The 26,073-nt window shown below is 67.9% G+C and carries 24 protein-coding genes; 20 read left to right on the top strand and 4 right to left on the bottom strand.

Features of this window, described 5'->3' with window-relative positions; genetic code table 11:
* Positions 1–114: 114 nt before the first annotated feature.
* The 7 genes from E0H92_RS03815 to hutI all read left to right on the top strand — a co-directional run bounded on the left by E0H92_RS03815 (position 115) and on the right by hutI (position 7,072).
* Complete coding sequence (locus E0H92_RS03815; protein WP_131495396.1) at positions 115–1,113, top strand: ABC transporter ATP-binding protein; 999 nt, start codon at positions 115–117, stop codon at positions 1,111–1,113.
* A complete protein-coding gene (locus E0H92_RS03820) occupies positions 1,110–1,766 on the top strand; it encodes an ABC transporter permease (protein WP_131464609.1) in 657 nt (218 codons plus the stop codon). The genes E0H92_RS03815 and E0H92_RS03820 overlap by 4 nt, the downstream gene beginning before the upstream one ends.
* Before the next feature lies 1 nt (position 1,767).
* A complete protein-coding gene (locus tag E0H92_RS03825) occupies positions 1,768–2,418 on the top strand; it encodes an ABC transporter permease (RefSeq protein ID WP_131464611.1) in 651 nt (216 codons plus the stop codon).
* 79 nt (positions 2,419–2,497) lie between these two features.
* Positions 2,498–3,421: an ABC transporter substrate-binding protein gene (locus E0H92_RS03830; RefSeq protein ID WP_131464613.1), complete on the top strand. Its 924-nt coding sequence runs from the start codon at positions 2,498–2,500 to the stop codon at positions 3,419–3,421.
* A complete protein-coding gene (locus tag E0H92_RS03835) occupies positions 3,418–4,605 on the top strand; it encodes an allantoate amidohydrolase (protein WP_165549683.1) in 1,188 nt (395 codons plus the stop codon). The genes E0H92_RS03830 and E0H92_RS03835 overlap by 4 nt, the downstream gene beginning before the upstream one ends.
* Positions 4,602–5,912 (top strand): formimidoylglutamate deiminase, encoded by a 1,311-nt coding sequence (locus E0H92_RS03840; protein WP_131495397.1) that lies wholly within the window; start codon positions 4,602–4,604, stop codon positions 5,910–5,912. Before E0H92_RS03835 ends, E0H92_RS03840 begins: the two co-directional genes overlap by 4 nt.
* Positions 5,909–7,072, top strand: a complete 1,164-nt coding sequence (hutI, locus tag E0H92_RS03845; protein ID WP_131495398.1) for an imidazolonepropionase — start codon at positions 5,909–5,911, stop codon at positions 7,070–7,072. The genes E0H92_RS03840 and hutI overlap by 4 nt, the downstream gene beginning before the upstream one ends.
* A 19-nt stretch (positions 7,073–7,091) precedes the next feature.
* On the opposite strand, the gene E0H92_RS03850 is transcribed toward hutI, so the two are convergent.
* Both E0H92_RS03850 and E0H92_RS03855 read right to left on the bottom strand, forming a co-directional pair.
* The gene (locus E0H92_RS03850) at positions 7,092–8,006 is read right to left on the bottom strand and encodes a DUF559 domain-containing protein (RefSeq protein ID WP_131495399.1); all 915 of its coding nucleotides are present in this window, start codon (positions 8,004–8,006) and stop codon (positions 7,092–7,094) included.
* 144 nt (positions 8,007–8,150) lie between these two features.
* On the bottom strand, positions 8,151–8,612 hold the full coding sequence (locus tag E0H92_RS03855; RefSeq protein WP_131495400.1) for a GNAT family N-acetyltransferase: 462 nt from the start codon (positions 8,610–8,612) through the stop codon (positions 8,151–8,153).
* A gap of 271 nt (positions 8,613–8,883) precedes the next feature.
* Here E0H92_RS03855 and dnaK point away from each other — a divergent pair, with 271 nt between their 5' ends.
* From dnaK to E0H92_RS03920, 13 genes are all read left to right on the top strand, one after another.
* Positions 8,884–10,755 (top strand): molecular chaperone DnaK, encoded by a 1,872-nt coding sequence (gene dnaK, locus E0H92_RS03860; protein ID WP_131464623.1) that lies wholly within the window; start codon positions 8,884–8,886, stop codon positions 10,753–10,755.
* On the top strand, positions 10,752–11,441 hold the full coding sequence (gene grpE, locus E0H92_RS03865) for a nucleotide exchange factor GrpE (protein ID WP_131464625.1): 690 nt from the start codon (positions 10,752–10,754) through the stop codon (positions 11,439–11,441). Before dnaK ends, grpE begins: the two co-directional genes overlap by 4 nt.
* Before the next feature lie 30 nt (positions 11,442–11,471).
* On the top strand, positions 11,472–12,635 hold the full coding sequence (gene dnaJ / locus E0H92_RS03870; protein WP_131283842.1) for a molecular chaperone DnaJ: 1,164 nt from the start codon (positions 11,472–11,474) through the stop codon (positions 12,633–12,635).
* Positions 12,635–13,090, top strand: a complete 456-nt coding sequence (locus tag E0H92_RS03875) for a heat shock protein transcriptional repressor HspR (protein WP_131464627.1) — start codon at positions 12,635–12,637, stop codon at positions 13,088–13,090. The genes dnaJ and E0H92_RS03875 overlap by 1 nt, the downstream gene beginning before the upstream one ends.
* A gap of 217 nt (positions 13,091–13,307) precedes the next feature.
* Positions 13,308–13,844 (top strand): GNAT family N-acetyltransferase, encoded by a 537-nt coding sequence (locus E0H92_RS03880; RefSeq protein WP_131495401.1) that lies wholly within the window; start codon positions 13,308–13,310, stop codon positions 13,842–13,844.
* A gap of 165 nt (positions 13,845–14,009) precedes the next feature.
* Positions 14,010–16,589: an ATP-dependent chaperone ClpB gene (clpB, locus tag E0H92_RS03885; RefSeq protein ID WP_131464631.1), complete on the top strand. Its 2,580-nt coding sequence runs from the start codon at positions 14,010–14,012 to the stop codon at positions 16,587–16,589.
* Positions 16,590–16,828: 239 nt separating this feature from the next.
* Complete coding sequence (locus E0H92_RS03890; protein ID WP_131464633.1) at positions 16,829–17,398, top strand: hypothetical protein; 570 nt, start codon at positions 16,829–16,831, stop codon at positions 17,396–17,398.
* A complete protein-coding gene (locus tag E0H92_RS03895) occupies positions 17,395–20,007 on the top strand; it encodes a hypothetical protein (protein ID WP_202873508.1) in 2,613 nt (870 codons plus the stop codon). The genes E0H92_RS03890 and E0H92_RS03895 overlap by 4 nt, the downstream gene beginning before the upstream one ends.
* 104 nt (positions 20,008–20,111) lie before the next feature.
* Positions 20,112–20,576, top strand: a complete 465-nt coding sequence (locus E0H92_RS03900; protein WP_131495402.1) for a hypothetical protein — start codon at positions 20,112–20,114, stop codon at positions 20,574–20,576.
* 121 nt (positions 20,577–20,697) lie between these two features.
* Positions 20,698–22,011 carry a hypothetical protein gene (locus E0H92_RS03905; protein WP_131495403.1) on the top strand — a complete coding sequence of 438 codons (1,314 nt, stop codon included), beginning with the start codon at positions 20,698–20,700 and terminating at the stop codon, positions 22,009–22,011.
* Between the two features lie 37 nt (positions 22,012–22,048).
* Positions 22,049–22,282, top strand: coding sequence for a hypothetical protein (locus E0H92_RS03910; RefSeq protein WP_131495404.1), 234 nt, complete (start codon positions 22,049–22,051; stop codon positions 22,280–22,282).
* Positions 22,275–22,784, top strand: coding sequence for a hypothetical protein (locus tag E0H92_RS03915; protein ID WP_131495405.1), 510 nt, complete (start codon positions 22,275–22,277; stop codon positions 22,782–22,784). Before E0H92_RS03910 ends, E0H92_RS03915 begins: the two co-directional genes overlap by 8 nt.
* Positions 22,784–24,382 carry a hypothetical protein gene (locus E0H92_RS03920; RefSeq protein WP_131495406.1) on the top strand — a complete coding sequence of 533 codons (1,599 nt, stop codon included), beginning with the start codon at positions 22,784–22,786 and terminating at the stop codon, positions 24,380–24,382. The genes E0H92_RS03915 and E0H92_RS03920 overlap by 1 nt, the downstream gene beginning before the upstream one ends.
* Before the next feature lie 19 nt (positions 24,383–24,401).
* Here the strand turns inward: E0H92_RS03920 and E0H92_RS03925 are convergent, their stop codons facing one another.
* Complete coding sequence (locus tag E0H92_RS03925; protein ID WP_131495407.1) at positions 24,402–25,547, bottom strand: pyridoxal phosphate-dependent aminotransferase; 1,146 nt, start codon at positions 25,545–25,547, stop codon at positions 24,402–24,404.
* A 3-nt stretch (positions 25,548–25,550) separates the two neighbouring features.
* Positions 25,551–25,982, bottom strand: a complete 432-nt coding sequence (locus tag E0H92_RS03930; protein ID WP_131495408.1) for a MarR family winged helix-turn-helix transcriptional regulator — start codon at positions 25,980–25,982, stop codon at positions 25,551–25,553.
* Positions 25,983–26,073: the final 91 nt, after the last annotated feature.

Here is a 26,073-nt window from a genome sequence, read left to right on the forward strand (position 1 = left end):
TCTACCATTACAGTGCACTTTCCCACGAACCGAGAAACCGTCCGATCGCGTGGCTTCAGTCTCGCGGTCCGCTAGGGTCTTTCGGGCGACCGACGACAAGCGCGAAGGGGCGCCATGATCGAGTTCGAGGACGTCACCAAGCGGTATCCGGACGGCACCGTCGCCGTCGACAAGCTGTCCCTGCGGATCCCGAGCAACCAGATCACCGTGTTCGTCGGCCCGTCCGGCTGCGGCAAGACCACCTCGCTGCGGATGATCAATCGCACGATCGAGCGGACCAGCGGGACCATCTCGATCGACGGCGACGACATCAACGGCAAGGACGCCGTGACGCTGCGCCGCGGGATCGGGTACGTGATCCAGAACGCCGGCCTGTTCCCGCACAAGACGGTCGTGGAGAACGTCGCCACCGTGCCGAAGCTGATCGGCTGGGACAAGCGCAAGGCGCACGGTACGGCGATGGAGCTGCTCGAACGCGTCGGCCTCGACGTCAAGCTGGCCGAGCGGTACCCGGCGCAACTGTCCGGTGGCCAGCAGCAACGAGTCGGCGTCGCGCGGGCGCTGGCGGCCGACCCGGCGATCATGCTGATGGACGAGCCGTTCAGCGCGGTCGACCCGATCGTCCGCCACCAGTTGCAGGAGGAACTGCTCCGGCTGCAGCGCGACATCGGCAAGACGATCGTGTTCGTCACGCACGACATCGACGAGGCGATCAAGCTCGGTGACAACGTCGCCGTACTGCGGGTCGGTGGCAAGCTCGCCCAGTTCGCGCCGCCGGCCGAGCTGCTCGCCAACCCGGCCGACGAGTTCGTCCGCGGGTTCGTGGGGCAGGACCGGGGTTACCGCGCGCTGACATTCGTGCACCCGGAAGAGCTGCCGGTGAAGCCGTTGCCGGACGAGCTGGCGTTGCAGGACGGCGTACCGCTCGGATGGCGTAACGGGTCCGAGGAGCTGCTGCCTGTCGGGGCTGTGTTCAAGCGCGGTGATTCGCTGCGCGCGGCGTTGGACGCCGTACTCACCTCGCCGACCGGCTGCGGCGTCTGCGTGGACGACGACGGCAAGGCGGTCGGCGTCATCGACCAAGCGACCGTCGCGGAAGCTTTGCGCTCATGACCTGGATCGGCGACAACCTGGGACTGATCTGGGAACAGTTGCGCGAGCACCTCTACCTGGCGATCGTTCCGGTCATCCTCGGGCTGATCATCTCGGTGCCGCTCGGGTACGTCGCGACGCGCTACTCCTGGCTGGCGAACCCGCTGATCGCGTTCGGCGGCGTCCTGTACTCGCTGCCGTCGATCGCGCTGTTCATCGTCATCCCCGCGGTCCTCGGGACCAAGGTGCTGTCGACGGTCAACATCATCGTGGCGCTGACCATCTATACGGTGTCGCTGCTGATCCGGAACGTGATCGACGGACTCCGCTCCGTACCGCCCGACGTCCGGCAGTCCGCGATCGCGGTCGGGTACGGCGCCTTGCACCGGGTGGTCGCGGTGGACCTGCCGATCGCCGTACCGGTCATCTTCACCGGTCTGCGCGTCGTCACGGTCGCGAACATCTCGATGGTGAGCGTCGGCGCGGTGATCGGGATCGGCGGGCTGGGGGAGCTGTTCACGCTGGGCTTCCAGAAGGACTTCCTCACCCCGGTCGTGGTCGGCGTGGTGCTGTCGCTGGCGCTCGCGCTGGTCGCGGACCTCATCCTGGTCACTTTGCAGCGGGTCCTGACTCCCTGGGCGCGGGTCGCGACACCCGTGGCGGAGGTGGCGTGACATGTGGGAATACCTGACCGACTCGTTCAACTGGTCCGGCAACGAGGGGATCTGGGCGCGGATCGTCGAGCACCTCTGGTACACGTTCGCCGCGCTCGGCCTGTCCGTCGTGATCGCGTTGCCGATCGGGCTGCGGATCGGGCACACACGGCGCGGAGCGTTCCTGGCCATCAACCTGGGTAACGCCGCGCGTGCTCTGCCGAGCCTCGGCCTGCTGATGATCGCGGTGCTGCTGACCGATCAGATCGGCTTCCTGCCGGTGCTGATCGCGCTGGTCGCGCTGGGCATCCCGCCGATCCTGGCCTCGACGTACGCCGGTCTGTCCGGGGTCGACGCGGCCACCATCGACGCCGCGCGGGGGATGGGCATGACCGGGCGCGAGATCCTCACCAAGGTGGAGATCCCGATCGGGCTGCCGCTGATCATCTCCGGCATCCGCAGCGCCACCCTGCAGATCGTCTCCACGGCGACGATCGCCGCCCTGGTATCGCTCGGCGGACTTGGCCGCTACGTCGTCGACGGGCTGAAGCTCCGCGACTTCCCCCAGATGTTCACCGGCGCCCTGCTGGTGGCACTCCTCGCCATCGCCCTCGACGCGCTCTTCGCGCTGATCGGGCGGATCGCCGTCTCGCCAGGACTGAAGATCGGCTGAACTGTCCGACGAACCTGCTGAACTTGAGATACATCCATCGGCACCGGTCGATGGCTGAACGAGAACACTGGAGGCTCTCGTGTTGAGATCCACGCTCATCCGTACTGCGATCGCCGGAGTGGCCGTGCTCGGCCTGGCCGGCTGTGGAGGCGGGGGCGACCAGCTCGGCGGCAGCAACGCCGGGGACTCGCCCGCGCCGTCCAAGGTGACCAGCATCACCGTCGGGTCCGCGGACTTCTCCGAGAGCCAGCTGCTGGCGGAGATCTACGGCCAGGCGCTGGCCGCCAAGGGCATCGAGGTGAAGAAGAAGCCGAACATCGGCAACCGCGAGACCTACATGGCCGCCATCAAGGACGGGTCCGTCGACCTGGTCCCGGAGTACACCGGCGCCGCGCTGGCGTACTTCGACAAGAACTCCACCGAGACCGACCCCGACAAGGCGTACGAGGCGCTGAAGAAGGCGCTGACGCCCGGGCTCGAGGTGCTGGACAAGTCGCCGGCCGCCGACGAGGACACGATCGTCGTCACCAAGGCGACCGCGGACAAGTACAGCCTGAAGTCGCTGGGTGACCTCAAGGGCAAGAACCTGGTCGCGGGCGGCAGCTCGGAGTTCAAGGTCCGGTCGGCGGGTCTGAAGGGCCTGAAGGAGAAGTACGGCGTCGAGTTCAAGGAGTACAAGACGCTGGACGCGGGCGGTCCGCTGAGCATCAAGGCGCTGACCGACAACCAGATCCAGGTGACGAACCTGTTCACCACCCAGGCGGTGATCAAGGACCAGGGCCTGGTGCAGCTCGACGACCCGGAGAACATCCTGCCGCCGAACAACATCGTTCCGCTGATCCGGACCGACCACAAGTCCGACGACGTCGTGGCGACGCTGAACGCCGTCGACGCCAAGCTGACCACGGACGCCCTGACCGACCTGGTCAAGCGGATCGACGTCGGCAAGGAGAGCGCGGACGCGGTCGCGAAGGACTGGCTGTCGAAGAACCCGCTGTCTTGAGCTTCGAAACCTTGTGGGCGGACGAGTCCGCCATCGGCCGCAGCCCCGACACCGGCGGCTACACCCGCGGCGGCTGGTCCCCCACCGAACGCGAGGCGACGCACTGGTTCCTGGACCAGTGCGCCGCCCGCGGCCTCTCCGTCGAGTCCGACGGCATCGGCAACCTGATCGCGTGGTGGGGCGCCTCCGACGGACCTGGCGTTGTGACCGGTAGTCATCTCGACTCGGTGATTGATGGTGGGGCGTTCGACGGGCCGCTTGGTGTGGTCTCTGCGTTGGCGGCCGTGGATCAGTTGCGGGCGGAGGGGTTTGAACCGGGCGTGCCTCTTGGAATCGGCGCCTTTGTGGAAGAAGAAGGGTCGCGCTTCGGGATGCCCTGTTTGGGGTCCCGGGTTGCGGCTGGTGTGCTGTCCGCGGAGAAGGCTCTTCAGCTGACGGACCGGGGCGGAGTGCGGCTCAGCGAAGCGTTGGAAGGTGCTGGGATCGATCCGGCCGGAGTTGGTCCTTCGCCGTTGCTCGAGCGGATGGGGACGTTCGTCGAGCTGCACGTGGAGCAGGGGCGCGGGCTGACGGCGCCGGTGGGTGTGGCCAGCTCGATCTGGCCACACGGGCGGTTCCGGTTCACATTCGGTGGTGAGGCCAACCATGCCGGCACCACGCTGATGGAGGATCGGCACGACCCGATGCTCACGTACGCGATGACCGCCCTCGCCGCGAACAAGCAGGCCCGGCTCGCCGGTGCCCGCGCGACGTTCGGCCGGATCTCGGTCGAGCCCAACGGGACGAACGCCGTACCGTCCCAGGTCACCGCCTGGCTGGACGCCCGGGCCGCCGACACTGCCACCCTGGAATCGTTGCTCGCGGCAATAACCAAGCAGGCCACGGAACGCGCCGAGAGGGACGGTACGACGCTCGAGGTGACGCCCGAGTCGGTCTCGCCGATCGTCGACTTCCCGGCCGGCCTGCGGGACCGGTTGGTGAGCGTGCTCGACGGCGCACCGGTGCTGCCGACCGGCGCGGGACACGACGCGGGCGTGTTCTCGGACGCCGGGATCCCGACCGCAATGCTGTTCGTCCGCAACCCGACGGGCATCTCGCACTCCCCGGCCGAGTACGCCGAGATGGACGACTGCCTGGCCGGCGTCGACGCGCTGGCCGCCGTACTGAAGGATCTCGCCAAGTGAAGTCGTACTGGTGCTCGGCTGCTCTGCTTCCCACCGGCCTCGCCTCGCGCGTGCTGGTGACCGTCGCGGACGGCCGGTTCGCGACGGTGGAGACGGGTGTGGACCCCGGCGACGCCGAGGTGCTGAACGGTCTCGTTGTGCCCGGTCTCGCGAACTGTCACAGTCACGCGTTCCATCGCGCGCTCCGCGGCCGCACGCAGACCGAACGCGGCACGTTCTGGACCTGGCGCGAGCAGATGTACGCCGTCGCCGCCGCGCTCACCCCTGACACGTACTACGAGCTCGCGCGCGCGGTGTACGCCGAGATGCTGCTCGCCGGGATCACCGCGGTCGGCGAGTTCCACTACCTGCACCACGCGCCCGGCGGCCGCCGCTACGACGACCCGAACGCCATGGGTACGGCGTTGATCGCGGCGGCTCGTGATGTCGGCCTCCGGATCGCGCTGCTCGACACCTGTTACGTCGCGGGCGGCATCGACCAGCCGCTCAACGACGTCCAGCAACGCTTCAGCGACGGCGACGCCACGGCCTGGGCCTCCCGGGTCGCACAGCTCGGCGGCGGGGACGACGTCGTGATCGGTGCGGCGGCGCATTCGGTGCGCGGCGTTCCGCAGGATCAGCTCGGTGCGGTCGCGTCGGCGTTTCCCGACGTACCGCTGCATATTCATCTGTCCGAGCAGGTCGCCGAGAACGAGGCCTGCCTCGCGGCGTACGGCCGGACCCCGGCGCAGGTGCTCGACGAGGCCGGTTTCCTGTCCGGTCGGACGAGTGCGGTGCACGCGACGCATCTGACCTCGGTCGACGTCGGGCTGCTCGGGAGTTCCGCGACGTACTCCTGCTTCTGCCCGACCACCGAACGCGATCTCGCGGACGGCATCGGGCCGTCGGTGCAGCTGCGTGATGCGGGGTCGCCGTTGACGCTCGGCTCGGACAGCCATGCGGTGATCGATCTGTTCGAGGAGATGCGAGCCGTCGAGCTGGACGAGCGGCTGGCGTCCCAGGAACGCGGTCACTGGTCCGCGGCGGAGCTCCTCAAGGCGGCAACGGTCGACGGCCATCGCTCGATCGGCTTCGAGGACGCGGGGGTGATCGAGGTGGGCGCCCGCGCGGACCTCGTCGCGGTCAGCCTCGACAGCGTTCGTACGGCGGGCACCGGCGGCACCGTGGAGACAGCGGTGTTCGCCGCGACGGCCGCCGACGTCACCGACGTGGTCGTCTCCGGCCGGCGAGTAGTTGCTGCGGGCAAGCACTCGGCGCTCGACGTACCGTCCGCTCTGTCCACCTCGATCGCGGCGGTGACCTCGTGAGCTCCCTCCTGCTGACCGGCATCGGTTCGCTGGTGACCAACGATCCCGCCCACGGCGGGCTGCTCGGCGAACTCCACGACGCCGCGCTTGTCATCGACGGCAGCACCATCGGTTGGGTCGGCCAACGACGAGACGCGCCGGCGGCCGACAGTGCGCTCGACCTCGGCGGACGGGCGGTCATCCCGGGGTTCGTCGACTCGCACTCGCACCTGGTGTTCGCCGGCGACCGGGCCGAGGAGTTCGCGGCCCGCATGACCGGTACGCCGTACTCGGCCGGCGGCATCCGGACCACGGTGGCGGCGACCCGCGAGGCCACCGACGAACAGCTCACTGCGAACGTGTCCCGGCTGGTCACCGAGATGCGCCGGCAGGGGACCACGACGGTCGAGATCAAGTCCGGGTACGGGCTGACGGTCGCGGACGAGGCGCGGGCGCTGCGGATCGCACAGCAGTTCACCGACGAGACGACGTACCTCGGTGCGCACGTCGTACCGGCCGACTACGCCGACGATCCGGCGGGCTACGTGGCGCTCGTGACCGGGCCGATGCTCGACGCGGCGGCCGGGCACTCGAAGTGGGTCGACGTGTTCGTCGAGCGCGGCGCGTTCGACGCGGACCAAGGCCGGGCGATTCTCCAGGCCGGGATCGCCCGCGGCCTCCAGGCCCGAGTGCACGCGAACCAGCTCGGTGAGGGTCCTGGCGTCCAGCTCGCCGCCGAGGTCGGCGCCGCCTCGGCCGATCACTGCACCTATCTCACCGATGCCGACGTCGACGCCCTCGCCTCGAGCGGCGTCGTCGCCGGGCTCCTGCCCGCGATCGAGTTCTCCACGAGATCGCCGTACCCGAACGCCCGCCGCCTCCTGGACGCAGGCGTCACCGTAGCCCTCGCCACCGACTGCAACCCCGGTTCCGGCTACTCGTCCTCGATGCCCTTCTGCATCGCCCTCGCCGTCCGCGAAATGCACATGACCCCCGCCGAGGCCCTCTGGTCCGCCACCGCCGGCGGAGCCGCCTCCCTCCGCCGCCCCGACCTAGGCCACCTAACCCCCGGCACCCCCGCCAACCTGGCCGTCCTAGACGCCCCCACCTACCTACACCTCGCCTACCGCCCCGCCGTCCCTTTGGTCACGCAAACCTTCATCGACGGCCGACCTGTGTAAGGCGGCGACCCCCACGCCATCACAATTGCCCTTGGCCCACAGCTCCCAGCGTGGCCGTGCGGGATTTCCGAACATTGTGATGGCCTGGAGATCCAGCCACCGCGGCGCGGATCGCGGCGACCACCCACTCCCGGTCGAACATCACGTCCTCCCAGGAGAATCGCAGCAACCGCCAGCCACGAACCGTCAGGCTGACGTGCCGACGGCAATCGCGGGCGAGCGCCGTACGAGTCCCGTGGTGGGCGAAGCTGTCGGCCTCCAGCGCGATCATCAGCGCCGAGTTGGCCAGATCGATCCGAGCCGAGAAGGTGCCGTCGCGCACCACGACCTGTGGCTCGAACCCGATGATGCCCGCCTCGATCAGGATCGCGCGAAGCACCGATTCGAGTGGCGACTCGGCCCGTCCGTCCGCGGCGGCCGCCACCCGCCGCGCCCTTCGGCAGCCCGGTCCGCTCAGCTCGGCGGCGGCGACCATGAGCTGGGAGCGGTCCAGGACGCGACCGCGCAGAGCGGAGTCCGCGATCGAGAGACCGGCGGCGAAAGGCAAGGTCCGCGAGCAGTCCAAAACTGTCTGGAGCCTGCTGGTGCACGGGCCGTCGGACGGCACGTTGTCGGCCCAGTGCAGCTCGCACTTGACCGGGCTCAGCCGCCGGTGCTGCCCACGCGGGACGGTGATCTGGGGTCTGTCCGGCAGCTCCAGTACGTCGAATCCATGCAGTACCGCGGCGCTGAGATGCGACACCAGCCCGCCCTGGGCCCGGGCGGCCGCGATCGGATCGGGCGCCGTCGGCAGCGCATAGACGCCCTTCGCGATCCGGCGGATCGATCCGCCGGCCAGGGCGGCACGAATTGCGTGGCCGGACACGATCGCCCGCAGCTCTCCGAACGTCGCCACGCCTTCCCGTCGCAGCAGCACATCGATGACCTCGGGCACGTCCTGATGGTCGCGCACTAGCGCAGGTCGCGTCGGCCGTTGTCCACAGGCGGATCTCCAGGCCATCACAATTGGCGCTCGGCTCGCCGTGCGTGCGTGGCCGGGCGACGGGCCGTCAATTGTGATGGCCTGGCGGTCGCCAACCTAGACGGACAGATCCTTGGAGACGAGGACCGTAGTGGTGCCGTTGGGGAGGTGTTGTTTGGCTATTTCGGTGTAGCCGCGGGTGGTGTGGAAGGGGATGGCTGGGGTGTTGGTGGGGACGGCGGCTACTGTGCGGTCGAAGGGTTTGGCGGCGCGTTCGATGGCGCGGTAGACCTGGGTCGCGATGCCGGTACGCCGGTGCTCGGGGGCGACCACGATGCGTTCGATCAGCAGGAAGCGGTCGGCGTAGGTCTGGGTGAAGGCCTCGAACGCGAGGCCGTCGTAGGCCGAGCCGGGGGTGAAGGTGAGGACGAAACCGACGGGTACGTCGTCCAGGTCGACGACGACGGCGTGGGCAGCGATCAGCCGGAGCCAGTCCAGCCGGTCGGCGCTCAGGGGTTCGACAAGACCTTCCGCGGTGCCGTTCAGCGCGAGAACCGCGCCGAGGTCGGCTGCGGTCATCGGGCGGAGTTTCACAGCAATCAGGATCACACGGTAAACGTTTGCTTCGGGAGGGGTCTCCCTGGCCCCACCCTGGCCGGGACCCCGAAATCGGGGGTCGGCCTTGGGAATGAGCTGGGCGTCGTGCAATGTTGAGCCCAGTGAACTCAAGTTTGTTCAGTCACGGATTTGAAACCGAGGCGGACGAACGGCAACATTGAGTCTGCATCACTCAAGTTTCCGGGGGTTGCGGGGGTCGCCCCCCGGACTCACTCAGTGTGGAGGTAACAGAATGGCCCGCGCGGTCGGAATCGATCTCGGTACGACGAACTCCGTCATCGCCGTACTGGAAGGTGGCGAGCCCACCGTCATCCCCAACGCCGAAGGAGCGCGCACGACGCCCTCGGTGGTGGCTTTCGCCAAGAACGGCGAGGTCCTCGTCGGCGAGGTGGCGAAGCGCCAGGCCACCACGAACGTCGACCGCACCATCCGCTCGGTCAAGCGCCACATGGGCGAGGCCTGGAGCGTCGACATCGACGGCAAGAAGTTCACGCCGCAGCAGATCAGCGCGTTCGTGCTGCAGAAGCTGAAGCGGGACGCCGAGGCGTACCTCGGGGAGCAGGTCACCGACGCGGTCATCACCGTGCCGGCGTACTTCTCCGACGCGCAGCGCCAGGCGACCAAGGAGGCCGGCGAGATCGCGGGCCTGAAGGTGCACCGGATCGTCAACGAGCCGACCGCGGCCGCGCTCGCCTACGGCCTGGACAAGGGCACCGAGCAGACCATCCTGGTCTTCGACCTCGGCGGCGGCACGTTCGACGTCTCGCTGCTGGAGATCGGCGACGGTGTCTTCGAGGTGAAGGCGACCAGCGGTGACAACCACCTCGGTGGTGACGACTGGGACGCGCGGATCGTGCAGTGGCTGGTGACCCAGTTCAAGAACAAGAACGGCACCGACCTGTCCGGCGACAAGATGGCGATGCAGCGCCTCAACGAGGCCGCCGAGAAGGCGAAGATCGAGCTGTCCGCCGCGGCCGAGACCACCATCCACCTGCCGTACCTGAGCCTCACCGACGCGGGCCCGCTGCACCTGGAGGAGAAGCTCTCCCGGGCCGAGTTCCAGAAGATGAGCAACGACCTGCTGGAGCGCGCCCGCGCCCCGTTCAAGGCCGTCATCAAGGACGCCGGGATCGACGTGGCCAAGATCGACCACGTGATCCTGGTCGGCGGTTCGACCCGGATGCCCGCGGTCGCCGAGCTGGTCAAGGAGCTGACCGGCGGCAAGGACCCGAACAAGGGTGTGAACCCGGACGAGGTCGTCGCGGTCGGCGCCTCCCTGCAGGCCGGTGTGCTGAAGGGTGAGGTCAAGGACGTCCTGCTGCTCGACGTGACCCCGCTGAGCCTCGGCATCGAGACCAAGGGCGGCGTGTTCACCAAGATCATCGAGCGCAACACCACGATCCCGACCAAGGGCTCGGAGATCTTCACCACGGCCGAGGACAACCAGCCGTCGGTGATGATCCAGGTCTACCAGGGCGAGCGCGAGATGGCCCGCGACAACAAGTCGCTCGGCAACTTCGAGCTGACCGGCCTGCCGCCGGCGCCGCGGAACGTGCCGCAGATCGAGGTCACCTTCGACATCGACGCGAACGGCATCGTGCACGTGAACGCCAAGGACCTGGCCACCGGCAAGGAGCAGCGGATGACGGTCACGGGCGGCTCCGCGCTGCCGAAGACCGACATCGACCAGATGGTCCGCGACGCCGAGCAGTACGCCGAGGAGGACCGCCAGCGCCGCGAGGCGGTGGAGAACCGCAACCAGGCGGAGTCGCTGGTCTACCAGACCGAGAAGTTCCTGCAGGAGAACGAGGACAAGGTTCCGGACGACGTCAAGACCGAGGTCAAGGACGGCGTGGCCGAGCTGAAGAAGGCCCTCGAGGGTGACGACGCCGACGCGGTCAAGGCCGCCTCGGAGAAGCTCGCCCAGTCCAGCCAGAAGATGGGTGCCGCGATGTACGCGAACGCCCAGGCCGCCGGCGGTTCGACCGACGACGGCGCCACCTCCGAGGACACGGCCGGCAGCAGTAGCACCAACGACGACGATGTCGTCGACGCCGAGATCGTGGACGAGGACCGGCCGCAGGACAAGACGGAGGACAAGTGACGGATCGACCGACTGGCAGCGAGTTCGGTGACGGCGAGCCCGTCGTCCGGGACAAGCGCCGGATCGACCCGGAAACCGGCAAGCTGCGGGAGCCTGCGGAGCAGTCCGCGCCTCCCGCGGCCGCCGGCCCGGCCGGACAGCCGCCGCGCGACCCGTCCGACCTGATCGGTCCGTCCGCCCAGGAGGCCCTGCTCACCGAGGCGCTCGCGGAACGTACGGCGGACCTGCAGCGACTGCAGGCGGAGTACGTGAACTACAAGCGCCGCGTGGATCGTGAGCGGGAAGCGTCGCGGGAGCTCGTGATCGGCACGGTGCTCGCGGAGCTGCTCGGGATCCTGGACGACGTCGGCCGGGCCCGCGAAGCCGGTGAGCTCGAGGGCGCGTTCAAGGCCGTCGCCGAGTCGCTGGAGCGGGTCACCGAGAAGCTCGGGCTGGTGAAGTTCGGTGAGAAGGGCGACACCTTCGACCCGCGGATCCACGAGGCCCTGCTGCACAACTACTCCGACGAGGTCGACGGTCCGACCGCGACGATGATCATGCAGCCGGGCTACCGGCACGGTGAGCGGATCCTGCGGGCGGCCCGGGTGGCTGTGTCGGAGCCGACCGAACAATTGCCGGCCGACGCCGCCAAGGCCGACGTACCGGTGGAGAACACAGATGAAGACGCGGACGGATCCGCGGAGTAAGACGGGTCTAGACGGGAGGGGAGGCGCCAGATGAGCACGAAGGACTGGATCGAGAAGGACTTCTACAAGGTTCTCGGCGTCTCCAAGACCGCCGAGGCCGACGAGATCAAGAAGGCCTACCGCAAGCTGGCCCGGCAGTACCACCCGGACTCCAACGCCGGGGACACCAAGGCGGAGGCCAAGTTCAAGGAGGTCTCCGAGGCGTACGACGTCGTCGGCGACCCGAAGAAGCGCAAGGAGTACGACGAGGCGCGCCGGCTGTTCGGCAGCGGCGGCTTCCGGATGCCGACCGGCAGTGGTCAGGGCGGTGGCTTCGACTTCAACGTCGGTGACCTGTTCAACCGCGGCGGTCAGGGCGGCGGCAGCGGGCTCGGCGACATCCTGGGCGGCATGTTCGGCGGTGGCGGCCGGACCACGACCTCCACGACGGCGCGTCCGCGGCGTGGTCAGGACATCGAGACCGAGGCGACGATCGAGTTCGCCGAGGCCGTGAACGGTGTCACGGTCGGGCTCCGGATGACCAGCGACGAGCCGTGCGCGACCTGTCGCGGGACCGGTGCGAAGTACGGCACGGTGCCGAAGGTCTGCCTGAAGTGCGAAGGCACGGGCATGCAGACCTCGGTGCAGGGCGGTGTGTTCGCGATGACCGAGCCGTGCACCGAGTGCAAGGGTCGCGGTCTGGTCGTCGACCAGCCGTGCGAGACCTGCCACGGCTCCGGCCGCGGCCAGTCGAGCAAGACCATGCAGGTCCGCATCCCGGCGGGTGTCCAGGACAACCAGCGGATCCGGCTCAAGGGCAAGGGTGCGGCCGGCGAACGAGGTGGCCCCGCGGGCGATCTCTACGTCACCGTCCACGTGCACAAGCACCGGATCTTCGGCCGGCAGGGTGAGCACCTGACCCTGAACGTCCCGGTGAGTTTCACCGAGGCGGCGCTGGGTGCGGAGATCAAGGTTCCGACCCTGGACGGCCTGCCTGTCACGGTCCGGATCCCAGCGGGTACGGCGAACGGGAGCAAGCTGCGCGTCCGCGGCAAGGGATCGGTCCGGCGGGACGGGACCAAGGGCGACCTGATGCTCACGCTCCAGGTGCAGGTCCCGCACGAGCTGACCGACGAGCAGAAAGAGAAGCTGCAGGAGTTCAGCTCCGCGTCGGATCAGCCTGATCTGCGGGCCGGGTTGTTCGGGAGTTCGTGATGGGCATCCCGTTCAGCCAGGTCCCGACCTGGGACGACCGCACCCCGATCTACGTGATCTCGGTGGCGGCCCAGCTGGCCGGTATGCATCCGCAGACGTTGCGCCAGTACGACCGGCTCGGCCTGGTGGTGCCGAGCCGGGCGTCCGGCCGCGGCCGGCGGTACTCGGCGTACGACGTGGCGAGGCTGCGCTATGTGCAGCACCTGTCCCAGGAAGAGGGCGTCAACCTCGCGGGGATTCGGCACATCCTCGCGCTACAGTCGGAGGTGGAGGACCTGCGGAAGCGGGTCAACCAGCTCCTGGCCGAAGTCCAGCGCGGTGTCGGCGCTTCGCGACGTCCCGCCGCCAGCCGGGTCTTCTCGGCCGGTCCCGCCGGCGATGTGATCGCCATGGGCCGGCAGCAGACGACGACGCGATGGATCCGCACCCAGCCCCTGGAACTCGGCCCGCGCTGATCCTCCGCCGTACAACTCATTGGCCACCGGAGTGCTCTGACCCCCTCGGAGCCTCCGGTCCGGTGGAGGTCGTTCGTTCCCCCACGACGCCTCCACAGTCGAAGGCGCGCTAACCCCCCAGCGCCCTTCGACCCCCGCAGGGTGGTCCGTCACAGGACCGCCCTGCGGTTCTCGTTGTTCCTGTTGCCTTCCGGCAGGCAGCGCATACCCTGGCGAGGTGACGCTGAAGCTGGAGACGGACCGGCTGCTGATCCGGGACTGGGAGGAAGACGACGCCGACGCCGCGCTGGAGATCTTTGGCTCCGCCGACGTGGCGCCCTGGCTGTCACCGGCCATCGACAAGGTGCCGGACGCCGCGACCATGCGGTTGATCCTGCAGTCCTGGATCGAGGCCCAGCCGAACTTCGTGGTCCCCGCGGGCCGCTGGGCGATCACCCGCCGGGACGACGGCGAGGTCGTCGGCGCGTTGCTGATCCGCCTGCTCCCGCCGTACGAGGAGGATCTCGAGATCGGCTGGCAGCTGCGGCCGAGCGCATGGGGTTTCGGGTACGCGACCGAGGCCAGCCAGGCGTTGATGGCCTGGGCGTTCAGCGACGGCGAGGTCGACGAACTGTTCGCCGTCGCGCGGCCGGCCAACAAGCGCGCGATCGCCACCGCGCGCCGGATCGGGATGGAATGGGTCGGCGAGACCGACAAGTACTACGACCTGAACCTGCAGGTGTACCGGATCCGCGCCTCGGAGTTCAGCACCTGACGAATCTTCCGTTCGAGGGGTGGTGCCCGCGTGGCGCCACCCCTCTCGCCTGTCCGGAACCCTGAGTTCTCCCGGAGATTTTCCAGAGTTGAGTGGAATGGACTCAACTTTGGATAGGTTATGTCTGGTAACTGTTGTTGCTGGAACCGAAAGGCTGGAAACCAGATGGATGTTCAGCGGTTGACGACGCTGGCCCGGGAAACCCTGTCGGTCGCGATCCGTCAGACCTCCGCGGCGGGCAACCCGACCGTGGAACCGATTCACCTGCTGTCCGGACTGCTCGCGCAGCCCGAGGGGACGACGATCGGCCTGCTCGAAGCGGCCGGCGGTGACCTCGATGCCGTACGCCGGAAGACCGCCGAGCAGCTGAGCCGCCTCCCGAAGGCGAGCGGTGGCAGCGTGCAGGCGCCGAGCCTGTCGCCGAGGACCGGTGACGTGCTGAACCAGGCGGAGCAGCGGGCCCTCGGGCTCGGGGACGAGTACGTCTCCACCGAGCACCTGCTGATCGCGCTCGCGACCGTGGACGGACCCGCGAAGAGCGCGCTCGGCGTGACGCCGGACGCGTTGCTGCAGGCGTTCGACCAGATGCGCGGCAACCGCCGGATCACCTCGCCGGAGGCCGAGGGCACCACCAAGACCCTGGAGAAGTACGGCGTCGACCTGACCGAGCGCGCCAAGGACGGGAAGCTCGACCCGGTGATCGGGCGGGACTCCGAGATCCGGCGAGTGGTCCAGGTGCTGTCCCGGCGTACCAAGAACAACCCGGTTCTGATCGGTGAGCCCGGCGTCGGCAAGACCGCCGTCGTCGAGGGGCTGGCCCAGCGGATCGTGGCCGGTGACGTGCCCGAATCGCTGCGTGGCCGCCGGCTGATCAGTCTGGACCTCGGCGCGATGGTAGCCGGGGCGAAGTACCGCGGTGAGTTCGAGGAGCGGCTGAAGGCCGTGCTGACCGAGATCAAGGAGTCCGACGGTCAGATCATCACGTTCATCGACGAGCTGCACACCGTCGTCGGCGCCGGTGCGTCCGGCGAGGGCGCGATGGACGCCGGCAACATGCTGAAGCCGATGCTGGCGCGCGGCGAGCTGCGGATGATTGGCGCGACCACCCTGGACGAGTACCGGACCCGGATCGAGAAGGACCCGGCGCTGGAGCGCCGTTTCCAGCAGGTGTTCGTCGGCGAGCCGTCGGTCGAGGACTCGATCGCGATCCTGCGCGGTCTGAAGGAACGCTACGAGGCGCACCACAAGGTCGCGATCTCCGACTCCGCGCTGGTCGCCGCGGCGACGCTGTCCAACCGGTACATCACCGGTCGTCAGCTGCCCGACAAGGCGATCGACCTGGTCGACGAGGCCGCGTCCCGGCTGCGGATGGAGATCGACTCGTCCCCGGTCGAGATCGACTCGCTGCGCCGTACCGTCGACCGGCTGAAGATGGAGGAGCTCGCGCTGTCCCGCGAGGACGACGTCTCGTCGCAGGAACGGCTGGAGCGGCTGCGCGCCGACCTCGCCGACCGCGAGGAGGAGCTGCGCGCGCTCGAGGCCCGCTGGGAGCGCGAGAAGACCGGCCTGAACCGGGTCGGTGAGATCAAGGAGCGCATCGACGAGCTGCGCGGCCAGGCCGAGCGCGCCCAGCGCGACGGCGACCTGGAGACCGCGTCCCGGCTGCTGTACGGCGAGATTCCGCAGCTCACCAAGGAGCTCGAGGAGGCCGACGCCGAGGAAGAGGTTGCCGAAGGCCCCGAAGCGATGGTGAACGAGGAGGTCGGGCCGACCGAGATCGCCGAGGTGATCGCGATGTGGACCGGCATCCCGACCGGCCGGCTGCTCGAGGGTGAGACCGGCAAGCTGCTCCGGATGGAGGACGAGCTCGGGCACCGGCTGATCGGTCAGCGCGAGGCGGTCAAGGCCGTGAGCGACGCCGTACGGCGGGCGCGCGCGGGCATCTCCGACCCGGACCGGCCGACCGGTTCGTTCCTGTTCCTCGGCCCGACCGGTGTGGGCAAGACCGAGCTCGCGAAGGCGCTCGCGGACTTCCTGTTCGACGACGAGCGGGCGATGGTCCGGATCGACATGTCGGAGTACGGCGAGAAGCACAGCGTCGCGCGGCTGGTGGGCGCCCCGCCCGGGTACGTCGGGTACGAGGAGGGCGGTCAGCTGACCGAAGCGGTCCGCCGTCGTCCGTACTCGGTGATCCTGCTCGACGAGGTGGAGAAGGCGCACCCCGAGGTCTTCGACATCCTGCTGCAGGTGCTCGACGACGGCCGGCTGACCGACGGCCAGGGGCGGACGGTCGACTTCCGGAACGTGATCCTGATCCTGACCAGCAACATGGGTTCGGCGTACCTGGCCGATGTCACGCTCGACGACAAGGTCAAGCGCGACCAGGTGATGGCCGCGGTGCGGCAGTCGTTCAAGCCGGAGTTCATCAACCGGCTGGACGAGATCGTGCTGTTCGACGCGCTCGGCAGCGAGGAGCTGACGCAGATCGTCGGCCTGCAGATCGCCGCGCTGCAGCGGCGGCTGACCGACCGGCGGATCACGCTGGACGTCGACGAGGGCGCGATGGAGTGGCTGGCGATGACCGGATACGACCCGGTGTACGGCGCCCGCCCGCTCCGGCGCCTGGTCCAGTCCGCGATCGGCGACGAACTCGCCCGCGGCCTGCTGAACGGCACCATCCGCGACGGCGAAACCGTCAACGTCACTCTCAACGAGTCGAAGGACGCGCTGGACGTCGCTGCCTGACGATCACTGCCAAAGCCGGGCCGGTCTCTCTGACCGGCCCGGCTTTTGTATTGGCCGCGAATGCCTTCAAACACTTGAACTTCGGGCCGTTACGAGTCGGTATCTCTCCGCTCTTGAAACCTGTGGTTACTGCTTGGTAGGAACGTCCGTCAGCTAAGTACTGAACAGTAGTTCAAGTACCTGAAACTTGGATTTTCCGGCGGGGGGTCCCCGGATTCCGGCACTGAGTGGAGGACTCAATGCAGCGCAGTACCTTGCTATCCGGTGCGCTGCTGGCCGTCGTCGCGGGTCTGTTGTGTCTGGTCGGAGAAGCTCTCGGTCTGAACACGCAGCACGTGGCGCTGGTCGGCGGGGCCCTGGGAGGTGTGGTGGGGCTGGTGCAGGATCGCACTCCGGCGATGCGCGCGACCGGCTTCCTGATCGGGCTGTTCGTCGCCTGGCTCGGATTCGCCGTACGGGCGCTCTACCTGCCTGACTCGGCGTCCGGCCGGGCCGTCGCGGCCGTCGCCGTGGTGGCCGTGTGCGTGGCGTTCACGGCCGGCTCGGCCGACCGGATCCCGCTGTGGACCTTGCTCCTCGGCGCGGCCGCGATGGTCGCCGTGTACGAGGAGACGTACACCGCGGACAGCCCCGCCTTCCTGGCGCAGTCGCCGACGGCGGCCACCGGCGTACTGCTGGCGGCCGGGATCGGGTTCCTGGTGACCTCGCTGCAGCGCCCGCGCCCTGCGCCGGCCGCCGAGATTCCGGCAGCCGAGGTTCCCGCCGACGACACCCGTGAGTTCGCCTCGACCGAAGGAGACCGTGCGTGACCGCCCGACGCATCACCCGGGGACTGGCTGTCGCCGTCGCCGTCCCGTCCGCTTTCGTCCTGTCGACGTCCCCGGCGCTGGCCACCTCGAGCGCAGGACCCGTGACAGTCACCAACACCGAGACGGTGCAGGCCAGACTCGACCCCAGCGGCAAGGTCCAAGGCGCCCGCGTCTACGAGCAACTCGCCTTTGTCGGCACCGGAAAGGTGAAGCTCGCCAACCCGGTGTCGACCGACAGCCTGCGCAACCTGGACAGCTTCGGCGGTTTCTCGGTCAAGGACGGCAAGATGGCCGTCGACCTGTCGGTGGACGGCGAGCAGCGGATCCGCACGGTCAGCGACTTCGACAAGAAGAAGCTGCCGATCAAGGTCTCCGTCACCTACACCCTGAACGGCAAGAAGCTGTCCAAGCCCAGTGACGTCGTCGGCAAGAAGGGCCGGCTGGAGGCGCACTACGTCGTCGAGAACACGTCGGCCAAGACCGAGCCGGTGACGATCACCGATGGGTACGGCAAGCAGGTCGTCGAGGAGGCCGAGGTCGTCATTCCGATGGTCGGTCAGCTCACGACGGTGCTGCCGCCCGAGTTCGGCGATGTCACGTCGGCCGAGGCGAACAAGGCCGGCGACGGCAAGGGCGGTACGAAGCTGAGCTTCACCGCCACGCTGTTCCCGCCCGTCGGCGCCGCGAAGGCGGAGTTCGGCTGGGCGGCCGAGGTCAAGGACGCGATCGTCCCCGAGGCCGAGCTGACCGCGTTGCCGGTCAGCCCGCTGGAGAGCCCGACCTTCAAGACCGCGGTCTCCGGATACCAGAGCGGCGCCGAGAAGGGCGCCGACCTGGTCGAGGGCGGTACGACGCTCGACTCGAACCTGCTCCGGCTGCGGGACGGCGCGCAGAAGCTGCTCGCCGGTCTGCTGCAGCTGAACGCAGGTGCGAAGACCTTGAATGAAGGCCTCGCCAATCAGGCCGCGCCTGGTGCCGCGAAGCTCTCCGGCGGTGCGTCGAAGCTGGCCGACGGTATGGCTGAGCTCGAGTCAGGTGCATCTGTCCTGCGTACGAAGACCGGCGAGGCCGCCAAGGGTGCGAACAAGCTGGACAAGGGTGCGAGCGAGCTGCGGAAAGGCGCGAAGGACCTCGCCACGGGTGCCGGCAAGCTGAAGACCGGCACCGGCAAACTCGCCTCCGGGCTGGACCAGGCCACCGGCAAGGCACCTGCCCTGATCGACGGACTGAACCAGGTCAGCGGCGGTCTGAAGAGCGTCGAGGACGGGCTCGGTCAGATGTACGGCGGGGTTGGTCAACTGCCCGCGAAGGCGAAACCTCTGCACGACGGTGTGGCGCAGCTCCGCGCAGGGATCGGCTCGGTCGGAGCCGAGGGAACGCTGCTCGGCGGACTCGAGAAGCTGAAGAAGCAGCTCGCTGCCTCCGGTCCGGGCATCGACAAGATGCGCGGTGGCGTGCACTGCGCGGCGGACGCGCTCAACGCGGTGAGCAATGGCAAGCCGGTCGGAACGTACGACGAGGCGTGCTACGGCGCCGCCGCCGCGCAGCTGAACGGGCCGGCCGGTGCGCTGAACGTCGGGCCGGAGACCAACCCGGTCAAGAAGATGATCCTCGACTCGGTGATCGCCCAGATGGGTTCGATGGGTGACCCCGTTCCCGATCTGGACAAGCCGCTGCCGGATTCCGCCAAACTGCAGGTGGCGCTCGCTTACCTGAAGGGCCGGCTGACCCAGCGCGCCGTACCAGGTATCGCGCAGCTGCAGTGCGGGCTCGACAACCGGGTCTCGGGCTGCCCGCGCTCGGAGCCTGGTCTGATGCAGGGTCTCGCGGCGGTGGATGCCGGCGTGACTCAGCTGGTGTCGGGCGTGGTTTCCACTGTCCAGCGCGGCATTGGCACCTCGAAGGACACCCCGGCCAACAAGACGCTGCGTGGTGGCGTCAACGGGCTGCAGGGTGGCGTCGGACAGATCCAGGCAGGTGGCAAGACGCTGCTCGCTGGCCTCAACCAGCTGTCGGACGGCGCTGACCAGCTCGACACCGGTGCGGGTGCGCTGTCCGAGGGCACTGGCAAGCTCCAGGCGGGTGCCGGCGTGCTGGCGAACGGCACCGGGCAGCTCGGCACCGGGCTCGGGTTGCTGGCCGGCGGTACGGGCAAGCTGGCCGACGGCGTCGGCCAGGCCAAGTCGGGCTCGGACCAGCTGGCGCAGGGTTCCAAGGACCTGGCGACCGGCATCGGCTCCGCGGCCGAGGGTTCGGGCAAGCTGGCGGACGGTCTCACCACCGCCACCGAACAAGCGCCCGCGATCCCCGACGGCGCCGGCCGGCTCTCGAAGGAAGGTGCGAAGGTGCTGACCAAGAACGGCGCCGACACCGCACGCGACTTCGGCCGCCGCTACGGCCTGCTCTCCGCCGCGGCCGACCGCGCCAAGACCGAGTCGATGCCGTTCGGTGCTCCCGAGGGTGCGGCCGGCGCAACGGCGTACTCGCTCAAGCTGGCCGGGGCCACCGGCGAGGGCGATCGCAGCTGGATCCGCCTTCTCGCCGGCCTGGCTGTCTTCGGTGTCGCCATCGGCGCCACCGGTCTGTTCCGCCGGCGCGTCACCTCCTGAGGTTCGCTGTCGAGCCGGGCCGGTCATTCAGACCGGCCCGGCTTTCCGGCGTTGTTTGGCCGATCTGGGAGGATCGGGGCAGGGGGTAGTTGGAAGGACGTTGGATGACTGGGCAGCGTGGTGACGAGCCGGTGCGGGACGGGCCGGGTCCGTACAGCGGATTGTTCGGTGCCACTCCGGACACGTACAGCTACCCGGCGGCGACGCCGAAGCAGGTCACCGTCGCTTCGGTGATCGCGATCGGGCTCGGCGCCCTGTGCCTGCTGCTGGCGGCCCTCACGCTCACCTCGGCCGGCGACCAGATCTCCGAAGTACTCACCGGATCCCGTGGCAACGCACCGGTCGCGGTCGCGGCCACCCTCGTCTGCGCGGTCGCCTACCTGGTCCCCGCGCTGTACCTCCGCAAGCGCCGCCCCTGGTCCCGCTACGTCCTGATCGCTGTCGCCGCCATGGGCATCGCAGGCGGCCTGATGGCCCTACCCTCCAGCCTCCTAGGCCTAGCCATCCACGCCACCCTGCTAACCCTCATGCTCCAACGCCCCACCAAACTCTGGTTCCAGCCCCGCTAGCCGCCGCACTCTCGAACCATGTGCTCGAGAGTGGACGACCGCTCACTCTGGGTAGACTGCTATCAGTCTGGCTGGGGAGACGACCTGAGTGAGCCGGCCGTTCGGACTGTTGAGGAGGCCTATGCAGACCGCGGCTGAGATCATGTCCGATTTGATCGATCGCTTCCTCTACACGAGGAGCCGTACGGACCTTGACACCCTCATCCGAGCCGCGAGCATGGTCGCCCCAGCAAACGACTTGGCGTTGCCTCCCCATCTCGATCTCGTCACACGGGCGCTGGCACAGGCAACGAGACCTGGCATCGGCGCGGAACTGGCGGGGCTCGCATCTCAACTCCGCCAAGTGTCGGGGCGCGACCAGGATCCCGACGCGCTGGCCGCCGCACTGCTGCTGGCCCAAGTCGCTGTCAGGACAGGCGATCGGGCGTCAGTGGAAGGAATGCTCAGCGCTGCCATCCTGGGATCCTGTCTCGCCACGGACTTCTGGGTGAATCATCGGCTGGGCAGTTTGCTCGAGTCCGTGGTCGTGCTGCGCGACGCGTACGAGGCTGCGGAACTCGGCAGTCCGGTATGGATCACGGCAGCAACCGAGCTGGCGATGAGCCTGAAGATGCTCGCCGAATTTCAGGCGGAGAACATCTCGCTGTACGAGGCCGAAGAGATCTTCGCACTCCTGTTGAGAACCGCTCCCGAGTACGCCGAGATCGCATCGACGTACCACAACTACGCCGATCTCCTGACCGTCAAATACTCTCGTGAGAACGACCCGAAGATTCTGGACGAGATCATCCGGAGCCACGAATCTTCCGTTGCGGCGACCGATGCCGGCCACCCGTACTTCTTCGTCCGGCGCCACGGACTGGCGGAAGCCTTGCTGAACCGCTTCGTGCAGTCGGACGAGCGGACGGACGATCTCGATCGAGCGATCAGAGCCTTGGAGGTCCAGTCGTCGACTACGGCGATGGTCGCGCCGCCGATCGCGCCGCCGACACTGTATTCGTCCTTCCTGCTGCTTCGGTACGACTACCAGGGGGCGGAGGAAGACTTCCGCAGGGCAGTTGACCACAGTCCGGACTTCACGACAGCCGCCGAACTGCTGCCGGCTACGACCGCAGCCGGCCGTCGATGCCTGGAAGGCGTGATCGAGTTGCTGATCTGGGAGAAGGCACCAGTAGAAGACCGGGTTGTCCTGGCCTTCGACAGGTTCACGGAAGCGCTGGAGCTCGATCGCTTCAAGCTGTCCGCCCGATGGGGAGTGCTGGCGGCGGCAGCCGCGATGCCTGCGAACGAAGGTTTTGCGGAGCAAGCAACTGCTCAAGCCGAGAGCGTCAACCTGACCGGCATTCATGGCCGATGGATCAATGACCCATTGACGATCATCATGCAGCGGATGTTTCGTCGCCTCGAGACGGCTGCTGCCGACCGGTCCGAGTAAGACCTCGCCGGCAGCACCAGGACAACGGAGACCTTCAATGGCCGACACCGACTCCGAGCCAGATCCCGAGCCGGGCCAGCGGGAATCGTCCGGTCGCCCCGAGGAGCGAAATCCGGAGCCGATCGCGAAAAAGGGCGAGATCGTCGTACCGGGAAAGTTCGGCCTTCGGCTCCGGGCTTCCGGCATTCAGATGAGATGGCCGAGGGGCAGCGGAGAGCAGGCCGACGCTGATCCGTCGCTCGGGAGCGCGCCGGAGGACAGGCGTGACTGATACCACCGGAGACGCGTTGCGCGGCGAACTCCAGGAGACGATGGCGGCAGAGCGCGCCAAGAAGTCCACTGTCGAGGCGAAGGGGCTGTCTGTCATTTCGACCTCAGGCGCCCTGCTCACGATCCTGCTGGGCTTTGCGGCCCTTGTCGGTCTGCGCGACGGTGAGCGACCGTCGTCGACGGTTGTTCTGGTGCTGACGGTGGGCATGGCCTTGCTGGCGCTTGCATGTCTGCTGGGCATCGCATGCAATCTCCCCGGACGTTACCTGGAGCTACAACCGGAGAGCCTCTTGAGCATGACACCTGTGAGCGTCTGGCGAGAGGACGGGGCGGATGCGCGACGGGAACTCTCCCTTGCGCATCTCGAGATCATCACGCAGTGGCGCCGACTGAACGAGATCAGAGGCTGGATGCTGCTGGTCGCGATCCTGCTGGAAGTGCTCGGCATCTTCGTTGTCGGCGGTGCTGTCGTGGCTGTCGCCGCCGGATACCAGGGACACTGATGGACGCCGAACCTCGCCACATTCTGTATCCGCCCGACTGGAAACAGGCCGGAGTGGTCGCGCACACGGACTGGGCCACCGGTTGCATACGCTGGTTTGTCTCCCATGACGAGTGGGACGCCGTTCACCTGCAGTCGCAGGATGGCGCGGTGGACCTCAGTCCACGGCAATGGTTCATGCTGGAGGCACACGCGCACGAGCTGGCGCACGTCCTGCAAATCACCACCACCGGGTTCGCGTACGACCTGTCGTGCCGCCTGTTTTCCATCGTGGAGTCAGCCGCATCGAAATGGGCGGACCTGGAACGAATCTATGAGAATCGGCACGAGTATGCCGACGTACTCAGGTCAACGCTGGAGGTTCTTGATCGGCCGGGTCCCGAAGGCATCACTCCGCGAGCGATCGTGGAGAGTCTCGCGTTTGTTCAGCAGAAGAACTTCTGTTACCACGACCTGACGTTGGACGAGATGCTTCAGTTCCTGGACACCGAGGTCGAGGACAGTGACTACCGCTCGGCTTTCGATCTTGCGGTGACGTATCTTGGCGCCAACGCACTGCGGCACTTCGTGCACGTAGCGAACCTGTCGCTCTACACCACGGAGCCGGAAACGGTATTCGTCGCGCTGCTGGAAGAGTTCGCGGCGAGAGCGTCGAACCTGAACAGCCAGTCGAATCATCGGATCGGCACCGAATTCCTCGGTCGGCACTTCCCCGGGATGATTCTCGGCACCGCCGAAAGTCAGATCAACGCCGGTCTGATCCACCCGGCCTTGGCCCGGAATGCTGCTGACCTGGCCAACCATTCTCGTCTGGTGATCGGCGACTATGCCCGGATGTACGCGGCTGACCTGAACGGGGAGACCGTGGATCTGCTGCGGACGACGATGTACTTCCCTGCTACGGACGAAGGCAGGACGCCGATCAGGCCCTCGCGGTCCGACGTCCGCTTCGAGGACGGTGATCTCAGCATGTCCGCGTTGCGGTACTACAACGCGGTGAGCGAGATCTTGGTCTGGGATCTCGAGCCACCGGAATCGGCACCGGAATCGGCGCCGTCGCCGACGCCGGGAACTCAGGCCTCCGAGTTCGGTGCCGCGCCGGAGCTCATCCTGGTGACGCTCAGTCGCGAGAACTTGACGTCTCGGACGGAGCAGAACGTGGTCTGTGAACTGTTCGGCGAGTTGGGCTCAGATCCCCGACTGGCTCGGGCTTACCGGGGCATGGTGACGTTGCAGTTCGGGGATCCGAACTGGCAGCCGGATCTGATGGATGGTGACGTCCAGGTCTGCTTGCGCTACTTCTTCGATCGGTTTCCCCATCTTCTGTACTTCCTGCTGAAGAACGAGGAAGTTGCCGACCATCCGCTCAGCTTCGTGTGGGCCGCGTATGCGTCGGACGCCCAGGTCCGATTGTCTGATGGCCAAGGCATCGGCGTCAGGATGAACGACGGAGTCCTGGCCGTAGCGCTCCGAGCGGTCGGCGCCGCCGCGGACTTCGCGGCGCAGCAAGGCGAGTCGAGAAGCACGATGCTCGTCCATTTGGAGGGCCTTCCGCTTGCGATCGCGGGGCCGATTCGCTCCGCAGTGTTCGGCAGCTAGGCCCAGCGCTGCCGAGGGCCTAGAGTTTCTGGAGCCGTGCGAGGGCTTCTTGGAGGACTTCGGGTTGTTTGCAGAAGGCCCAGCGGACGAGGGGGCGGCCTGGTTCGGGGTTGTCGTAGAAGACCTGGTGGGGGATGGCTACTACGCCGGCTTTCTGGGGGAGCATTCGGCAGAAGTCGATGCCGTCGGTGTGGCCGAGGGGGCGGATGTCGGTGGTGATGAAGTAGGTGGCGGCGGGGAGGTGGACCTCGAAGCCCAGGTCGGTCAGGCCGGTGGCCAGGAGGTCGCGGCGGGACTGGAGGTCGGCGCGCAGGGCGTCGTAGTAGTCGTTGCCCAGGGCAAGGGCGTTGGCGATGGCGGGCTGGAACGGGGCGCCGGAGGTGAAGGTGAGGAACTGCTTGGCGGTGGTCACGGCCGTCACCACGTCGGGAGATCCGGTGACCCAGCCGATCTTCCACCCGGTGACCGCGAACGTCTTCCCGGCGCTGCTGATCGACACGGTCCGGTCGGCCATTCCTTCGTACGTCGCGAGCGGCCGATGCGTCCCGTCGTACACCAGGTGTTCGTAGACCTCGTCCGTGATGACGACCAGGTCGTGTTCGACGGCGACGTCGCGGATGCCGCGCAGTTCCTCGTCGTCGAGGACGGTCCCGGTCGGGTTGTGCGGTGAGTTGATCAGCAGCACCTTCGTCCGCGGCGTGACGGCGGCGCGCAATTCGTCGAGGTCCAGCCGGTACGACGGTGCGCGCAGCGTCACGGGGACGCGCCGTCCGCCGGCGAAGGCGATCCCGGCCGCGTACGAGTCGTAGTACGGCTCGAGCGCGATCACCTCGTCGCCGGGCTCGACGAACGCGAGCAGTGCGGCCGCGATCGCCTCGGTCGCGCCGGTGGTGACCAGGACCTGCGTGTCGGGGTCGTAGGAGAGGTCGTAGAACCGCTTCTGGTGGTCGGCGATCGCCTGCCGCAGTGCGGGTACGCCGCGACCCGGCGGGTACTGGTTCGCGCCGGCCCGGATCGCCGCGATCGCGTCCTCGAGCAGCGAGTCCGGCCCGTCGCGGTCCGGGAAGCCCTGGCCGAGGTTGACCGACCCGGTCGCCACCGCCAGCGCGGACATCTCCGCGAAGATCGTCGTACCCAGACCGTTCAATCGCTCAGCAGGACGCATTCCTCAACCCTCGACGGCCGTGACCATGTGCGCAAGCCAGGCGCGCGCGGTGGCTCGGTCGGTCGCGGTGAACGACGCCTCGAGTTCCTCCTCGACCTTGCGGATCGCGGGGCCCGCCTCGGCCAGCCGGCGCTCGCCGCCGGGGGTGAGGTGCACCTGCTGGGTACGGCGGTCCTTCGGGTTCGGCCGCCGTTCGACCAGACCGGCCCGCTCCATGCCCGTGATCAGCTCGTTCGCGGACTGCCGCGTCGTTCCGACCACGCGGCCGACCTCGGCCACGGTGAGCCCGGGCGCCTCGCGGACGCACAGCAACGTGCCGTACTGCTGGACCGACAACCCGTACTCGTCGAGCGCGGTCGCGAGCGCCGACCGCATGCTCAGCCAGGCGTGCCGCACCAGGAACGTCACACAGCCGGTCTCGTCGTTGGGATCCATGCACCACATTCTGCCGAAAAGGAGATTGACAGGTTCCTGTCAATCGAGGACGATGGGAAACCTCGTCAGGGTCCTGTCAATTATAGGAGAC

Source organism: Kribbella speibonae (genome assembly GCF_004331375.1).
GTDB classification, from domain to species: Bacteria; Actinomycetota; Actinomycetes; order Propionibacteriales; family Kribbellaceae; genus Kribbella; species Kribbella sindirgiensis.

Bases quoted from the DNA above. Each gene is read 5' to 3' on its own strand.
- E0H92_RS03855 (WP_131495400.1), bottom strand. From the start codon at position 8,612: ATGACCGCAGCCGACCTCGGCGCGGTTCTCGCGCTGAACGGCACCGCG.
- clpB (WP_131464631.1), top strand. From the start codon at position 14,010: ATGGATGTTCAGCGGTTGACGACGCTGGCCCGGGAAACCCTGTCGGTC.
- E0H92_RS03920 (WP_131495406.1), top strand. From the start codon at position 22,784: ATGGACGCCGAACCTCGCCACATTCTGTATCCGCCCGACTGGAAACAG.
- E0H92_RS03905 (WP_131495403.1), top strand. From the start codon at position 20,698: ATGCAGACCGCGGCTGAGATCATGTCCGATTTGATCGATCGCTTCCTC.
- E0H92_RS03910 (WP_131495404.1), top strand. From the start codon at position 22,049: ATGGCCGACACCGACTCCGAGCCAGATCCCGAGCCGGGCCAGCGGGAA.
- E0H92_RS03875 (WP_131464627.1), top strand. From the start codon at position 12,635: ATGGGCATCCCGTTCAGCCAGGTCCCGACCTGGGACGACCGCACCCCG.
- E0H92_RS03925 (WP_131495407.1), bottom strand. From the start codon at position 25,547: ATGCGTCCTGCTGAGCGATTGAACGGTCTGGGTACGACGATCTTCGCG.
- E0H92_RS03820 (WP_131464609.1), top strand. From the start codon at position 1,110: ATGACCTGGATCGGCGACAACCTGGGACTGATCTGGGAACAGTTGCGC.
- E0H92_RS03890 (WP_131464633.1), top strand. From the start codon at position 16,829: ATGCAGCGCAGTACCTTGCTATCCGGTGCGCTGCTGGCCGTCGTCGCG.
- E0H92_RS03815 (WP_131495396.1), top strand. From the start codon at position 115: ATGATCGAGTTCGAGGACGTCACCAAGCGGTATCCGGACGGCACCGTC.
- E0H92_RS03825 (WP_131464611.1), top strand. From the start codon at position 1,768: ATGTGGGAATACCTGACCGACTCGTTCAACTGGTCCGGCAACGAGGGG.
- E0H92_RS03930 (WP_131495408.1), bottom strand. From the start codon at position 25,982: ATGGATCCCAACGACGAGACCGGCTGTGTGACGTTCCTGGTGCGGCAC.
- dnaJ (WP_131283842.1), top strand. From the start codon at position 11,472: ATGAGCACGAAGGACTGGATCGAGAAGGACTTCTACAAGGTTCTCGGC.
- dnaK (WP_131464623.1), top strand. From the start codon at position 8,884: ATGGCCCGCGCGGTCGGAATCGATCTCGGTACGACGAACTCCGTCATC.
- E0H92_RS03900 (WP_131495402.1), top strand. From the start codon at position 20,112: ATGACTGGGCAGCGTGGTGACGAGCCGGTGCGGGACGGGCCGGGTCCG.